General features: G+C 70.0%; 11 protein-coding genes. 4 read left to right on the top strand and 7 right to left on the bottom strand.

Annotation, left to right across the window (positions count from 1 at the left end):
• From ACK4ZD_RS09525 to ACK4ZD_RS09515, 3 genes are all read right to left on the bottom strand, one after another.
• Positions 1-600, bottom strand: a 600-nt coding sequence (locus ACK4ZD_RS09525; protein WP_409660907.1) for a biotin/lipoyl-binding protein, incomplete at its 3' end; no start/stop codon positions are given.
• Positions 601-607: 7 nt separating this feature from the next.
• Positions 608-3013: an ABC transporter permease gene (locus ACK4ZD_RS09520; protein ID WP_409660904.1), complete on the bottom strand. Its 2406-nt coding sequence runs from the start codon at positions 3011-3013 to the stop codon at positions 608-610.
• Complete coding sequence (locus ACK4ZD_RS09515; protein WP_409660901.1) at positions 3007-3738, bottom strand: ABC transporter ATP-binding protein; 732 nt, start codon at positions 3736-3738, stop codon at positions 3007-3009. The genes ACK4ZD_RS09520 and ACK4ZD_RS09515 overlap by 7 nt, the downstream gene beginning before the upstream one ends.
• Positions 3739-3825: 87 nt before the next feature.
• Here ACK4ZD_RS09515 and ACK4ZD_RS09510 point away from each other — a divergent pair, with 87 nt between their 5' ends.
• Entirely contained in the window at positions 3826-6273 is a 2448-nt protein-coding gene (locus tag ACK4ZD_RS09510; protein ID WP_409660899.1) for a ligase-associated DNA damage response DEXH box helicase, read from the top strand.
• Between the two features lie 89 nt (positions 6274-6362).
• Here ACK4ZD_RS09510 and ACK4ZD_RS09505 read toward each other — a convergent pair whose 3' ends face one another.
• Positions 6363-6527 (bottom strand): FmdB family zinc ribbon protein, encoded by a 165-nt coding sequence (locus tag ACK4ZD_RS09505; protein ID WP_409660896.1) that lies wholly within the window; start codon positions 6525-6527, stop codon positions 6363-6365.
• A gap of 136 nt (positions 6528-6663) precedes the next feature.
• Here ACK4ZD_RS09505 and ACK4ZD_RS09500 point away from each other — a divergent pair, with 136 nt between their 5' ends.
• Positions 6664-7155: a thermonuclease family protein gene (locus tag ACK4ZD_RS09500; RefSeq protein WP_409660893.1), complete on the top strand. Its 492-nt coding sequence runs from the start codon at positions 6664-6666 to the stop codon at positions 7153-7155.
• 216 nt (positions 7156-7371) lie between these two features.
• The gene (locus ACK4ZD_RS09495; RefSeq protein WP_409660890.1) at positions 7372-9594 is read left to right on the top strand and encodes a PAS domain-containing protein; all 2223 of its coding nucleotides are present in this window, start codon (positions 7372-7374) and stop codon (positions 9592-9594) included.
• On the opposite strand, the gene ACK4ZD_RS09490 is transcribed toward ACK4ZD_RS09495, so the two are convergent.
• Positions 9575-10144, bottom strand: a complete 570-nt coding sequence (locus tag ACK4ZD_RS09490) for a hemerythrin domain-containing protein (RefSeq protein ID WP_409660887.1) — start codon at positions 10142-10144, stop codon at positions 9575-9577. The two genes, ACK4ZD_RS09495 and ACK4ZD_RS09490, sit on opposite strands and share 20 nt — an antisense overlap.
• Before the next feature lie 258 nt (positions 10145-10402).
• Between ACK4ZD_RS09490 and ACK4ZD_RS09485 the strand changes: the two genes are divergently transcribed.
• Positions 10403-11173, top strand: coding sequence for a Crp/Fnr family transcriptional regulator (locus ACK4ZD_RS09485; RefSeq protein WP_409660885.1), 771 nt, complete (start codon positions 10403-10405; stop codon positions 11171-11173).
• A 3-nt stretch (positions 11174-11176) separates the two neighbouring features.
• Here ACK4ZD_RS09485 and xdhC read toward each other — a convergent pair whose 3' ends face one another.
• The gene (gene xdhC / locus ACK4ZD_RS09480; protein ID WP_409660882.1) at positions 11177-11986 is read right to left on the bottom strand and encodes a xanthine dehydrogenase accessory protein XdhC; all 810 of its coding nucleotides are present in this window, start codon (positions 11984-11986) and stop codon (positions 11177-11179) included.
• Entirely contained in the window at positions 11986-14415 is a 2430-nt protein-coding gene (xdhB, locus tag ACK4ZD_RS09475; RefSeq protein WP_409660879.1) for a xanthine dehydrogenase molybdopterin binding subunit, read from the bottom strand. The genes xdhC and xdhB overlap by 1 nt, the downstream gene beginning before the upstream one ends.
• Between the last annotated feature and the right edge of the window lie 6 nt (positions 14416-14421).

The raw sequence follows: 14421 nt of genomic DNA, 5'->3' as shown, positions 1-14421 counted from the left end.
GGCGCGGGCCGCGCCGGTGCCGGGGCTGCGCACGGCCGACAAGGCCGCCCGGGCCTGTGTCAGTTCGTGGCGGGCCACGCGCTGGTCGAGCACGGCGGTGTCGTATTCCTTGCGGGCGGCGTCCAGGGCCAGCCGGTCGGTGTCGCGCTTGGTGGCGGCGATGAAGCCTTGCTGGGCGAGCTGTTCGCTGCGGGCGAGCTCCTGGCGGGCCAGCTCCACCGCGACCTGGGCACGTTCGACACGGGCGCCGGCGCGCTGCACCAGGGCCTGGACGGTCTCGATGCGGGCCGTGAGCTCACTCACGGTGCGCTCATCCAGCATGGGCGAGTAGACCGGCGTGAGCGTGGCCAGCACGTCGCCGGCCCGCACGCTGTCGCCTTCGCGCAGGGCGATGCGCGCCAGTTGCCCACCCAGGGGGGCCGAGACGACGTAGCGGTCGCGCAGCCGGGTGCGCGCATCTTCTTCGATGCTGCGCTCGAAGAGACCGCGGCGGGCCTCGGCCACCTCGACCTGGACAGGGCGGGGCGCGAACGCCCAGGCCAGCAACAGGCCCACGGCCAGGATGGCCAGGGCAGCGGTCACCAAGGTCTTCTTCTTCATCATCACGTCATTCCCGGGTCTTCAGGGCGGCCACCATGTCCAGGTGGTCGATGCGGCGGCGAACGACCAGGGCGCTGGCCACACCGGCGGCCACCACGCACAGGCCGGCCCAGGCATAGGTGCGGGCCTGGATGACCACCGGAAAGTGGAACTGGTCGGACTGCAGCAACTGGGCGATGAGGTGCACCAGGCCCCAGCCCAGCACCATGCCGATGGGCAGGGCGATGGCGATGCTCAGGGCCATCTCGCCCAGCAGCAGCCCCGACACCTCGGCGCGGCTGAACCCCAGCACGCGCAGGCTGGCCAGCTCCCACACGCGTTCGGACAGCGCGATGCGGGCGTTGTTGTAGACCACGCCGACGGCGATCACGCTGGCGAAGAGGGTGAGCACCGTGCTCATCAGCCGGATGTTGCGTGCGCTGATCTCTTCCATGTTGCGCAGCAGGGTGTGCTTGCTGAAGCTGCCCACCACCCGGGGCAGGCCCTGGCTGGCTTCCAGGAAGGCCGCCTCGCTGCCACGCTCCAGAGCCACGGCGTACTGTGACGACACATCGCCTTGCTGCACGAGCCGGTTCAGCGCCTGGCGCTCCATGTAGGCGTTCAGTCCCATCATCTCCTGCACCGTGGCTGCGAGCGTGAGCGTCAGGGTCTGGCGGCGTCCCTCCAGCACCTGCACCTGCACCGCGTCACCGATGCGCAAGCCCAGCTTGCGCGCCAGCCGGTCGGTCATCACCAGGCCGTCGTCCGGCAGGGGCGTCTGGCGGCCGCGGATGTCGATGATGCGCCGAAGCTCGGGCGTCGGGGCGTAGCCCTGGATGGACCCGCGCTCGCTGATGGGCCCGTGCACGAAGCGCACCGGCAGGTCGCGGCCGGATTCCACGGCGATCACACCCGGCAGGCGCGCCACTTCCAGGCGGGCAGTGTCATTGCCGGCTTCCACCATCCACAGGATCACGTCGCTGCGCATGGCGAGGTTGAACTGGGTGTCGACGATGTGGTCCATCGCGTCGCGGATGAAGTTGCCCATCACCACGATGGCCACCGAGGCAGCGACGCCGCCGATGGACAGGGCCGTTCGCAGCGGGCGGCGCTCCATGTTGCGCAGGATCATCTGCCAGGCCGGCGCCACGCCACGCAGGCCCAGCCGCTCGAGCAGGGTGCGGCGAAAGCGCCCGGGGGCCGGCGGGCGCATCGCCTCGGCCGGCGCGAGCCGCACCGTGGCACCGATGGCGCTGAGCGTGCCCGCCACGGCGGTGGCCACGGTGATGCCCAGGCTCAGCACCAGCAGGTGCGGGGCCAGGCGGTGTCCGAAAACCGGGAAGTAGAAGAACTCGGCATACAGCCGCGTGAAGGCCGCGCCCAGCGCATCGCCCAGCCACACGCCCAGGGCGAGGCCGACCGCAACGATCACCATCACGAGCTGGAGGTAGTGCGAGGCGATCCGGCGGTTGGGGTAGCCCAGGGCCTTGAGCGCGGCGATCTGCTCGCGTTGCGTGGACACGAGGCGCGAGACCACCACGTGCAGCAGGAAGGCCGCCACGCCGAGGAAGATCGACGGCAGCACCGTGCCCAACACCTGCTGCTCCTTGATCTCGGCATCGAGCATGGCGTGTGAGGACTGGTCCTCGCGGCCCACCGCCTCGCCGGCCCCGTAGGGCGCGAGCAGCCGCGACAGGCGTGCGCGCACGTCCTGCTCGGCCGCACCCGGGGCAAGCTTCACGGCGATCTGGTTGAAGGCACCCTGCATGTCGTAGGCGGCGGCAAGCGCCTCGTGATCCACCCAGAAGACACCGAAGCCGCGCAGGTCGGGCATGCCGCCCAGGCCGGCGAAGATGTACTCGGGCGACAGCGCGGTGCCGGTGATGCGCAGCGTGCGCTGCCGGCCATTGACCAGCGCCGTCACGGTGTCCCCGGGCTTCAGACCCCGGGCGTCGGCAAAGCCGGCCGACACCAGGGCGTCGAGGTGGCCGTCGCTGCGCGCGGGGCCCTGGGACGTCGGGGCCTGGCCGGTGCGCACGATGACGCGGTTCATGCGCAAGGGCTCCCGTGCCTCCAGGCCGATCAGGCGGCCCAGGATAGGATCGGGCAGGCCTTCGATGCGAACCCGCACCAGCTGCTCGACGGTGGTCTGAACATCGGCCACGCCCGGCACGTCGCGCAGGCGGTCGGCCAGGGCCGCGGGGGCCCGCTTGACGGAGGCAAAGACGTCGGCGAAGCGGCCTTGCGCATAGAAGCGTTCCCGCGCCAGGGCCAGCGAGTCGACGGCGCTCAGGCTGGTGAGGAAGCCGCCGATGCCGCTGGCCACCACCAGCGCGATCGTGAGCGCCTGGCTCCACAGCCGCACGAGGTCACGCATCAGCTTGCGGTTGAGCGCCGTGGGCACCCAGGCCAGGGAGAGCAGGGCCTTCACCATGCGAGTTCCGCCGGTGTGAGCTTGTGCTCGTTGCGTTCGACGCTGAGGATGCGGCCGTCGCCCAGGCGGATCACGCGGTCGGCCATGCCGGCGATGGCTGCGTTGTGCGTGATGACGATGGCCGTGGTGCCCAGCTCGCGGTTGATGCGTGCGATCACGTCCAGCACCAGCTTGCCGGTTTCGTAGTCGAGCGCGCCGGTGGGCTCGTCGCACAGCAGCACTTCGGGGCGCTTGACGATGGCGCGTGCAATGGCCACGCGCTGCTGCTCGCCACCCGAGAGCTGCGATGGGAAATGGTCGCGCCGTGGCGTCAGCGCCACCAGGGCCAGGGCCTCGTCGATGGGCATGGGGTCCGGCACGATGTCGGTGACCAGCGCGATGTTCTCGCGCACCGTCAGGCTGGGGATCAGGTTGTAGAACTGGAACACGAAGCCCACATGCTCACGCCGGTAGCGGGTCAGTTCGGCCTCGGACGCGGCGCTGAGGTCATGGTCGGCAAAGCGCACCTGACCGGCAGTGGGCACATCCAGCCCGCCCAGGATGTTGAGCAACGTGGACTTGCCGCTGCCCGAGGCCCCCAGCAGAACGATGAACTCGCCGCGGTAGACGTCCAGGTCAACCCCGCGCAGGGCATGCACCTCAACCTCGCCGGTGCGGTAGACCTTGCTCAGGCCGCGGGCGCTGAAGACGGGTGCAGGGTGGGGCGATGGGGTGGTGTTGACCATGGAGGCATCCTGCCCGCCACGGTGCCGCATCGGGTTGATGCACGTCAAGCCGGCAACCGGCCTGGGCCCACGGAATAATCGCATCCCATGCAGCGCCAGCCCGACGAAGTGGACCTGAGCCCGGCGGATGCCTGGATGGCCTCGCGGGGCTGGACGGCCTTCCCATTCCAGCGCGAGGTCTGGCAGGCCCTGGCGGCCGGGCACAGCGGGCTGCTGCACGCCTCCACCGGGTCGGGCAAGACCTATGCGGTGTGGCTGGGGGCCTTGATGCGTGATCGGGCCCAGGTCCCGGCGCCAGCTGGCGCGCGGGTGCTGTGGATCACGCCGATGCGGGCCCTCGCAGCCGATTCGGTGCGGGCCCTGTCCCTGCCGCTACCGGACCTGGCCCCGCGTTGGCGTGTGGGCCTGCGCACCGGCGACACGCCTGCTGCCGAGCGAGCCCGTCAGGACCGCCGCCTGCCCGAGGCCCTGGTCACCACGCCCGAGTCGCTGAGCCTGCTGCTCACGCGGGCCGATGCGCGCGAGCGGCTGGCCGGTGTGCACACGGTCATCGTCGACGAATGGCACGAGCTGATGGGCAACAAGCGGGGCGTGCAGGTGCAACTGGCCTTGGCGAGGTTGCGACGCTGGCATCCGGGCCTCGTCACCTGGGGCCTGAGCGCCACGCTGGGCAATGTGGATGAGGCCATGGCCGTGCTGCTGGGCGGTGGCGAGGGCTGTCTGGTGCAGGGCCGGGTGGACAAGGCGCTGGTGATCGACACCCTGTTGCCGCATGAGCCGGGGCGATTCTCCTGGGCGGGCCACCTGGGTGGCCAGATGCTGGCGCCGGTGGTCGAGGAGATCGAACGCTCGGGCACGAGCCTGGTCTTCACCAACACCCGTTCGCAGGCCGAGATCTGGTACCAGATGCTGCTTCAGGCCCGACCCGAGTGGGCCGGTATCGTCGCCCTGCACCACGGCTCGCTCGACAAGGCCACGCGGGAGTGGGTGGAGCTGGGCCTGAAGGAGGGGCGGCTGAAGGCCGTGGTGGCCACCTCCTCGCTGGACCTGGGAGTGGACTTCCTGCCGGTGGAGCGTGTGCTGCAGATCGGGTCTGCCAAAGGCGTGGCCCGATTGCTGCAGCGCGCCGGCCGCAGTGGCCATGCCCCGGGGCGTCCGAGCCGCGTGACCCTGGTGCCCACCCACACGCTGGAGCTGGTGGAGGCTGCGGCGGCTCGTCGCGCGGCGCAGGCCGGGCGCATCGAAAAGCGCGAGTCGCCCGACAAGCCCCTGGACGTGCTGGTGCAGCACCTCGTCACCGTGGCGCTGGGCGGCGGCTTTGTGGCGTCCGACCTGCTGGCCGAGGTGCGCAGCACCTGGGCCTACCGCGAACTCACGGACGCCGAATGGCGCTGGGCCCTGGCCTTCGTCGAACGCGGTGGCGAGAGCCTGCACGCCTACCCCGAATACCACCGCGTGCAGCTCGTCGACGGTGTCTACCGTGTGCCCGATGCCGGCATTGCGCGCCGCCACCGGCTGCAGGTGGGCACCATCGTCAGCGATGCCTCGATGCAGGTGAAGTACCTCGGTGGGGCCCGCCTCGGATCGGTGGAGGAGAGCTTCATCGCCCGCTTGAAGAGGGGTGACTGCTTCCTCTTTGGCGGGCGGCTGCTGGAGTTCATCCGTGTGCAGGACATGACGGCCTACGTGCGACGTGCCGAGAAGAACCGCGGCGCCGTGCCGCGCTGGGGCGGCGGCAAGATGCCTTTGTCCACCGAGATGGCCGACGCCGTGCTCGAACTGCTGGCCGGCGCCGACCAGGGCGACTTCGCCGAGCCCGAGCTGGAGACGGCGCGGCCCATGCTGGAGATGCAGCGTCGCGTCTCGCGGCTGCCTCGGCCCGGCACGCTGGTGGTCGAACGGTTGCGCTCGCGCGAAGGGCAGCACCTCTACCTCTATCCCTTCGCGGGCCGTTTCGTGAACCTGGGCTTGGCGAGTCTGCTGGCCTGGCGGCTGGCGCGCGACCGGCCCAACACTTTCAGCATCGCGATGAACGACTACGGCTTCGAGCTGCTCAGCGCCGAGCCGGTGGATCTCTCGCCGGTCCTGGATGGCTCGGTCTTCACCACGGACGACCTGCTGGGCGACGTGCTGGCCAGCCTCAACGCCACCGAGCTGTCGCAGCGGCGCTTTCGCGAAATCGCTCGCGTGGCCGGGCTGGTGTTCAGCGGCTACCCCGGTGCGCCCAAGAGCATGAAGCAGCTCCAGGCCTCCAGCAGCCTCTTTTTCGAGGTGTTCCGCAAGTACGACGCCGGCAACCTGCTGCTGGAGCAGGCCGAGCGCGAGGTGCTGAGCCAGGAGCTCGAGCTGCAGCGCCTGGCCGCCACGCTACAGCGGCTGCAGGTCTGGTGCCGTGAGGTGGTGGACTTGCCTCACCCCAGCCCGATGAGCCTGCCGCTGATGGTCGAGCGCTTTCGTGAGAAGCTCAGCAACGAGAAACTGGCCGACCGGCTGGCCCGCATTCTGAAGGACGCCCAAAGGGCCCTGGGCCCGTGAGCCGCATGGCCCTTGACGAGCGGCCCGTGCAGATGCACGCCAGCCCCTGAGGGCATCCGACACGGATGCACGACGGGCCTCGCGCGGGTTCAGCTCTTCTTCGAGGTCTGTGCGAAAAAGCGGGTGGGCGTATGCTGCACAGCCGGGCTGCCGCACTTGGGGCAGGTCAGTCGCACGGTCTCGTGCTCGGCGATGTGTTCGACATGCTCGAAGACATGCCCGCATTTTTCGCAACGGTATTGATAGGTCGGCATGGCGATCCTCCTTGGAACCGGTCTGCCGTCGGGCCCGCGGGGCCCGGTGGTAGCCCCTGGGTGCATTCTGTCGCGGCAGGCCCCTGCTGGGCAAGGGCCTCGTCCCCGGAGTTGGCGGGCCAGGATCGCGCAGGCGGTGCTGGCCGTGTGCATGGCCTGGCCGGCTTCGGCAGGGGCGCAGGGCCGTGCGCCGGTGGAGCGCCTGGCCACCGTGGTCCATGTCACCGATGGCGACACGGTCTGGGTCGAAATGGGGCCGGCGGACCCGCTGCTCGCAGGGCGGGTGAAGGTGCGCATCGACGGCATCGACGCGCCCGAGTCCTGCCAGACAGGCGGCCCCGAAGCACGAGCGGCCTTGGCACAGCGGCTGCAAGGCCAATCGGTGCACCTGCTGCTACGGCGCCAGGACGCCTATGCCCGCTGGCTGGGGCGGCTGCACCACGAGGGTGAGGACGTGGGAGCCTGGATGGTCGCCCAGGGCCTGGCTTGGAGTTACCGCTTTGCCTCGGGGCGCGGGCCCTACGATGCCGAGGAAGCCCAGGCCCGGGAGGCGCGGCGTGGGCTCTTTGCCCATCCCGACCCGATGCCGCCCCGGGTGTTCCGGCAATGGCATGGTCCCTGTCACTGAGTCCGAGGTGGCGGGACGTCCGCGGATGTGACGGAATCGACGAAGGGCCGTGGCGGCATTGTTGCGAAATGTGAGTTCCCCCTCCTGGGGGACGTGGGCCCGCGATGCAACCGGCACAATGCTCGTTCCGTGCCGAATGAACACATCGTCCCCGCCGAGTCTGCTCGCATGAACTGGGGGTCCCCCGTGACGCCGCCGAGGCCTGTCCCCATGGGCATGAACCAGCCCGAGGAGCTGGCCGCCTGGCTGCGCTCCCTCGTGGGGGCCGAGCCGGCCGTGCGGGCCGAGGCGGTCGTGAAGCTGCAGCGCTGGCTGGAGTCGGTGGCGGCCGCACAGTCGGCGCTGGAGGCCGAGCTGGCCCAGGCCCGCCATCAGCATCGCGACGCCGAACGCATGCGCTTGGCCATGGAGAGCGTGCAGGACGCCTTCTGGGACTGGGATCTGGTGACCGGCGCGGCCTACTTCAGCCCCCGTCTGCTGGAGATCCTGGGCTACGCGCCGGGGGAGGTCGAGATGACCCTCGAGCGCTGGCGCGAGCACATGCACCCCGAGGATCGCCTCGAGGCCCGTGAGCAGCTCCGGGCTCATTTACGCAACGAGACCCCGCGCTATCAGGGTGAGTTCCGCGTGCGCAGCCGGGACGGCCAATGGCGTTGGGTGCGCTCGCGCGGCCGGGTGGTGGCGCGCGATGCTGCGGGCCAGGCGCTGCGCATGGTGGGCACGCACACCGACGTGACGCTGCAGCGCCAGGCCGAGGAGGAGGTGCTGCACCAGCTCCGTTTCATCGAGGAGCTGGTCGAGATCATCCCCAACCCGGTTTACTTCAAGGATGCGCTGGGCCGCTACATCGGCTGCAACCGGGCCTGCGAGAACCTGATCGGCCTGCGCCGCGAGGACTTCCTGGGTCGCACCGCCCGCGACGTGCTGGGCGGCGGCGGCGCGGACGAGGAAGTGCACGACCAGCGGCTGTTTGCCAGCGGTGGGGTACAGACCTTCGAGACGCGCCTGACCCTGCCCTCGGGCGAGATGCGTGAACTGATCCACAGCCGCACCTTGTTCACGGGAGCCCAGGGCCAGGTGGGCGGCATCCTGGGTGTGGTGACCGACATCACGCAGCACAAGCAGGTGGAGGCTGCCCTGCGCGAGGCCAAGGCCGCCGCCGAGGCGGCCAGCCGGGCCAAGAGCGAATTCCTCGCCAACATGAGCCACGAGATCCGCACGCCGATGAACGGCATCATGGGCCTGGTGGACCTCACGCTGGACACCCCGCTGAACGAGACACAGCGCCGCTACCTGACGCTGGTGAAGTCCTCGTCCACCTCGCTGCTGAACATTCTCAACGACATCCTCGACCTCTCGCGCATCGAGGCCGGCCGCCTGACGGTGGAGCAGCTCGGCTTCGACCTGCAGGGACTGCTGCACGAGGTGCTGGCGCCGCTGGAGCCGCGTGCGGCCGAGAAGGGCCTGGTTTTGCAGTGCACGATCGCGCCTGAGCTGCCGTCGCAGCTCGTGAGCGACCCGCTGAGGCTGCGTCAGATCCTGGTCAACCTGGTGGGCAATGCCATCAAGTTCACGCGCCAGGGCCGGGTGGACGTGACGGCCTGGCCCGAAGGCCGCGGCGGCTCGGCGGTGCTGCACCTGTGTGTGGCCGACACCGGCGTGGGCATCGCGCCGGACAAGCTCGATCGCATCTTCGAGTCCTTCACCCAGGCCGACAACTCCACCACCCGGGAATTCGGCGGCACCGGGCTGGGGTTGACGATCTCGCGCCGGCTGGCGCAGGCGCTGGGCGGACAGCTCTGGGCCGAAAGCGAGGTTGGCGTGGGCAGCCGCTTCCACCTGACCTTGCCGCTGCTGCCCTTGGCTGCGTCCGTCGATGCAGCAGGCGATGACGAAGTCCTGCAGGGCTGGAACGCCGCGGTGTCTGCCACGGTCAATGTCTCGCGTGACAAGGCGCGCTCGCGCTACGAGTCCACCGGCTACGTGGGGCTGGCCGGCCTGGAGACCGACGAGGGGGTTCCCGAGGGCGCGCAGGGCCTGCACGTGCTGCTCGTGGACGACCACGCGGTCAATCGCTTCATCGCCGGTCAGATGATTCGCCGAGCCGGCCACCGAGTGAGTGCGGCGGTGACGGCCGAGGAGGCGCTGTCACGCTGCGATGCCGAGGAATTCGACCTGATCTTCCTGGACCTGCAGATCCCGGGGATGAGCGGCATCGAACTTACTCACCGCATCCGGGCCTTGCAGGCTCAGTATGGCTGGCATTGCCCGATCGTGGCCCTCACGGCACGGGCGATGCCGATGGACCGGGCCCGCTGCATGGAGGCGGGCATGGACGACTATCTCACCAAACCGGTCGACCAGGAACGCCTGCAGGGGGTGCTGCGCCTGGTGGCCAGTGCCCGCTTGCAGCCGGCTTTCAGCGTGTCGCGGCGGTAGGGCCGGTGGATACCACCCCTCGACGCGAGGCCATCTCCATCCCCATCGCCGCTTGGGCTTGCGCGTCCAGCCGGACGCGGGCTGCGGGGTAGATCACGTTCTCCTCCAGCGCGATGTGGCTGTCGTACAGCCCGGTGAAGCGTTGCAGCAGTTCCAGTTCCTGGTGCGAGAAGTCGGCTTCCTGGCCTTGTGCGATGCGCTGCAGTGCCTCGCGCAGACCCTGCCACAGCTGGCGCATCAGCCGGTGGTCCTGCTCAAGCCGGCGCACTGCGGCGTGTACGGCGGCATGAGCTGCGTCCCGGGGCAGGGCCAACAGTGGCGGAAACACATGACGCTCCTCGTCTTCGTGGTGATGTGGGGCCGCCACGTCGAAGTAGCGCAGCACATCGGCCGCCGCCTGTCGGGCCGGCTCGTCGTTGCCCACCCGGTGGAGGTGCTCGGCCAGACGCTGCAGCAGGGCCACACTGCGTTGCACGCGCTCATGGCAGGCCTCGAGCATCTCGAAGGGCTGATCGAAGCCGACGGCGGGGGACTGGAAACCGGGAAGCATGGCAGCACTCTGGGGCCCGCTCCGACGGGCCCGGGGTCGCAAGCCATTGTGCGCGCAATGCGCTGGGCGGGGGATGCGCAGGGCCGATAGGCCTTGCGGTGGATCAAGTTTCATCCCTGGGGACAACCCGCGGGCCTTGGCAGGCCGCGCCAGTGCAGATCGGCTTTCTTGAGCCAACGCAACACCTGCCACGGGCCGAACTGAGAGAGTCAGGGTTCGACGATCTCCTGGTGTGTGGAGCAGACGATGAACAGGCTCATGGACCGATACCGAGGCCATCCCGCCGGCGCGGCCCAGCGTGAGCGGGGCATTCCTTTCGATGCCAGGGTGGCTTTGTTGCAGGCCGCGCTGGTGCCGGCGCGGGTCACTCGCGAGGCGGCGCAGGCCTTGGCCGCCTTGGCGCACGAACACCTGCTGGAGGGGGGGCAGGTGGTGCTCGATCGCACCCAGCGCGCGACGGCGCTGTGGCTGGTGGTCTCTGGGCAGGTGGCGCTGGGCACGCTGCGCCAGGGCAAGTTGGCCCAGCAGACTCGGCTGGTGGAGCCCGGTCAGTGGCTCGACGTGGCCAGTGCCTGGCTGGATGGGCGCTACCTCGAAGATGCGGTGACCCAAAGCGAGGCGCTGCTGTGGTCTTTCGACGTGGAGGCGGCCCGCGAGTGCTGCATGGACCATCCCAGCCTCGCCGACGGCCTGGTGCGGGCCCTGGCCCGTCGGGTGCGCTGCCTGACAGAAGGCACCCTGGGCTTGATGCTCAAGGACGCCGAGGCGCGCTGCGCGACTTGGCTGCTGGAGCATGCCGAGCTGCGGCCCGGCAGCGAGGGCAGCAAGACCGCGCTGGTGGCGCTGCGCGAACGCAAGCGGGCCATCGCCTCGCAACTGGCCGTGACCCCCGAGACCTTCTCGCGCGTGCTGCGCCAGTTGCGCGAGCGCCAGGTCATCGACGTGGCGGGCTATACCGTGAAGGTGCTGGACGTCGAGGCACTGCGCCGCGTGGCCGGCTCGCCGCTGAGCGAGCACGCGGCTGCGTGAGTCTCAGTTGGTGGCCGGGGAGGTGGCCTGCAGCAACTCGGCCGCCACCGCCACCGCGATCACCTCGGGTGCCTTGCCCTCGATGCCCGGCACGCCGATCGGACAGCGCATCCGCGCGATCGCCTGCGGCGCGACGCCCCGTTCGGCCAGTCGATGTTCGAACCGCGCCCGCTTGGTCTTCGAGCCGATCAAACCGAAATAGCGGAAGTCGCCGCGGCGCAGGATGGCCTCGGTGATGCGCAGGTCCAGGTCGTGCTGGTGCGTCATCACGAGGAAGCAGGCCCCCGGCGGGGCGCGGTCGACCTCGGCCTCCACGCTGTCCACACACAGGCGCTCGACATGGGCCTGTCCGCTCCCGGGTGCTTCGGTGGGGAAAGCGTCGTCGCGTTCGTCGATCCACTGCACCTGGCAGGGCAGGGTCGCCAGCAGGCGTACCAGCGCGCGTCCGACATGGCCGGCCCCATAGAGTTGCAACACGAAGCGGGGGGGCTGCACGGCCCAGCCCGCCCAGGCGGCTTCGTCCAGCGGCGCAAAGCGCAGCACGACCACGCCGCCGCAGCACTGTCCCAGGCGCGGGCCCAGCGGAAAACGCTGTGTAAAGACGGTCCATCCCGGCTGGGCAAGGGCCTCGCGCGCCAAGCGAATGGCCTCGAACTCCAGGTGGCCGCCACCGATCGTGCCGGCCACCTCGCCAGCCGACACCAGCATGCGCGTGCCGGCCTCGCGCGGGGCCGAGCCCTGGGTGTGGTCCACGCTCACCACCGCGGCCGCAAGGCCGCGGTCGAGCCAGGCGCGTGCGGTCTCGCGCAGCATCAGGCGACCTGTCGCACGGCCTCGACGGCCGCCAGGATAGCCTCGGGCGTGGCCGGCGCGCGCAGCGGGGGGTCGACGCGGTGGCTGCCCACGGCCGAGATGGCATCGCGGATCGCGAAGAACACTGAAAACGGCAGCAGCAGCGGCGGCTCGCCCACCGCCTTCGAGCGATGGATGCTGTCCTCGCGGTTCTCGGCGTCGTACAGGCGCACGTTGAACACCGGCGGCACGTCGTTGGCCGTGGGGATCTTGTAGGTGCTCGGTGCGTGCGTCATCAGCCGGCCGCTGCTTGGATGCCACCACAGCTCCTCGGTGGTCAGCCAGCCCATGCCCTGGATGAAGGCGCCTTCCACCTGGCCGATGTCCACGGCCGGGTTGAGCGAGCGCCCGGCGTCGTAGAGCACGTCGGCGCGCAGTGTGCGGGCCTCGCCGGTGAGTGTGTCCACGATCACCTCCGACACGGCAGCACCATAAGCAAAGTAGTAGAAGGGGCGGCCGCTGAGGGTTTTCGGATCCCAGTGGATCTTGGGCGTGGCGTAGAAGCCATCGCTCCACAACTGCACACGGGCCAGGTAGGCCGCCCACACCAGCTCGTGGAACGGCAGGCTGCGGCCGCCCACGCTCACGATGTCGTTGGCGAAGTGCACGTCCTGCGGCAAGCCGCCGAACCGGCTGGCGGCAAACGCGGCCAGCCGCTCGCGGATCTGGCGGGCGGCGTCCTGGGCCGCCTTGCCGTTGAGGTCGCTGCCGGTGGAGGCCGCGGTGGCCGAGGTGTTGGCCACCTTGTCGGTGTCCGTGGCGCTGCAGCGCACGCGCTCGAAGTGCACGCCCAGCTCGTGGGCCACCACCTGGGCCACCTTGGTGTTCAGGCCCTGGCCCATCTCGGTGCCGCCGTGGTTCACCAGGATGGAGCCGTCGTTGTAGACGTGCACCAGCGCGCCGGCCTGGTTGAAGTGCGGCACGTTGAAGGAGATGCCGAACTTCACCGGCGTGAGCGCGATGCCTTTTTTCAGCACGGCGCTCGCGGCATTGAAGGCCCGCGCGGCCTCGCGCCGGGCACGGTAGTCCGAGCTGCGCTCCAGCGCGTCCACGAGCTCGTGGATCACGTTGTCCTCGACGGGTTGGCCGTAGGGAGTGGTCTGTCCCTCGCGGGCATAAAAATTGAGCTTGCGCACGTCCAGCGGGTCACGACCCAGGTCGCGCGCGATGGAATCGAGGATCTGCTCGATCGCGATGGCGCCCTGCGGGCCCCCGAAGCCACGGAAGGCGGTGTTGCTTTGCGTGTTCGTCTTGGCCGAGTAGCCATGGATCGCCACCTCGGGCAGCCAGTAGGCATTGTCGAAGTGGCACAGGGCGCGGGTCATCACCGGGCCGGAAAGATCGGCCGAGAAGCCCGCGCGCGACACCATGTCGATCTCGGCGCCCAGCACGCGGCCCTCGTCGTCGTAGGCCACCTCGTACTCGTAGTGGAAGCAGTGGCGCCGGCCGGTGATGAGGAAATCGTCGTCTCGGTCCACGCGCAGCTTGACCGGGCGGCGCAGCGCGCGCGCCGCGATGGCCGCCACACAAGCGAACAGCGCCGACTGCGATTCCTTGCCGCCGAAACCGCCGCCCATGCGCCGGCACTCCACGCGCACGTGGTGGGCCTGCAGGCCCAGGGCATGCGCCACCACATGCTGCATCTCGGTGGGGTGCTGGGTGGAGCACTGCACCAGCATGCCGTCGTCTTCGAGGGGGCGGGCGTAGGCGATCTGTCCTTCCAGGTAGAACTGCTCCTGGCCGCCCACGTCGAACACGCCTTTGAGCTTGCGCGGCGCTTGGGCCAGCACCCGCTGGAGGGCTCCCGGGGCGCTCTCGCGCCTCATGTGCATGGGCGGCAGCACGTAGCGGCCGGCCGCATGGGCCGCTTGCGGGGTGAGCAGGGCCGGCAGGCTCTCGTAGGCCACCACATCGGGCTGCCGAGCCAGGGCTGCGGCACGCCGGGCGGCTTCCACCGAGGTGGCCACCACCGCAAACACCGGCTGGCCCACGTACTGCACCAGGCCGTCGGCCAGGATGGGGTCGTCGCCCTTCACGATGGGCGCGACATCGTTGGTGCCGGGGATGTCGCGCGCGGTGTAGACCGCCACGACGCCCGGTTGCGCCAGCACGCGACCGAGGTTCAGCGCGGTGATGCGCGCATGGGCCTCGCGCGACAGCCCCAGCGCCGCATACAGCGTGCCCGCCACCTCGGGGATGTCGTCCGTATAGGTGGCCTCGCCGGCCACGTGCAGGTGGGCCGATTCGTGGGGGCGGCTCACCCCCACGCGGGCCCCGGCGCGCAGGCGCTGCGCCTCGTCGTCGGCATCGATGCGCAGGGCCACGTTGTCCCGGTAGGCGGGGAAGGGCTCGCTGGGGTTCAGTTCGGTCAGGTCGGCACGCTTGTTCATGGCGGG

The sequence above is a fragment of the Caldimonas sp. genome, assembly GCF_046291045.1.
In the GTDB taxonomy this organism is placed as follows: Bacteria; Pseudomonadota; Gammaproteobacteria; order Burkholderiales; family Burkholderiaceae_C; genus Caldimonas.
The sequence above is the reverse complement of the archived record's forward strand: the minus strand, read 5'-3'. Positions and strand labels throughout refer to the sequence as shown.

What these genes read in the sequence shown, in the direction of transcription:
- ACK4ZD_RS09485 (WP_409660885.1), top strand. Translation starts at nt 10,403, where the DNA reads ATGGACCGATACCGAGGCCATCCCGCCGGCGCGGCCCAGCGTGAGCGG.
- xdhB (WP_409660879.1), bottom strand. Translation starts at nt 14,415, where the DNA reads ATGAACAAGCGTGCCGACCTGACCGAACTGAACCCCAGCGAGCCCTTC.
- ACK4ZD_RS09490 (WP_409660887.1), bottom strand. Translation starts at nt 10,144, where the DNA reads ATGCTTCCCGGTTTCCAGTCCCCCGCCGTCGGCTTCGATCAGCCCTTC.
- ACK4ZD_RS09495 (WP_409660890.1), top strand. Translation starts at nt 7,372, where the DNA reads ATGAACCAGCCCGAGGAGCTGGCCGCCTGGCTGCGCTCCCTCGTGGGG.
- ACK4ZD_RS09510 (WP_409660899.1), top strand. Translation starts at nt 3,826, where the DNA reads ATGCAGCGCCAGCCCGACGAAGTGGACCTGAGCCCGGCGGATGCCTGG.
- ACK4ZD_RS09505 (WP_409660896.1), bottom strand. Translation starts at nt 6,527, where the DNA reads ATGCCGACCTATCAATACCGTTGCGAAAAATGCGGGCATGTCTTCGAG.
- ACK4ZD_RS09515 (WP_409660901.1), bottom strand. Translation starts at nt 3,738, where the DNA reads ATGGTCAACACCACCCCATCGCCCCACCCTGCACCCGTCTTCAGCGCC.
- xdhC (WP_409660882.1), bottom strand. Translation starts at nt 11,986, where the DNA reads ATGCTGCGCGAGACCGCACGCGCCTGGCTCGACCGCGGCCTTGCGGCC.
- ACK4ZD_RS09520 (WP_409660904.1), bottom strand. Translation starts at nt 3,013, where the DNA reads ATGGTGAAGGCCCTGCTCTCCCTGGCCTGGGTGCCCACGGCGCTCAAC.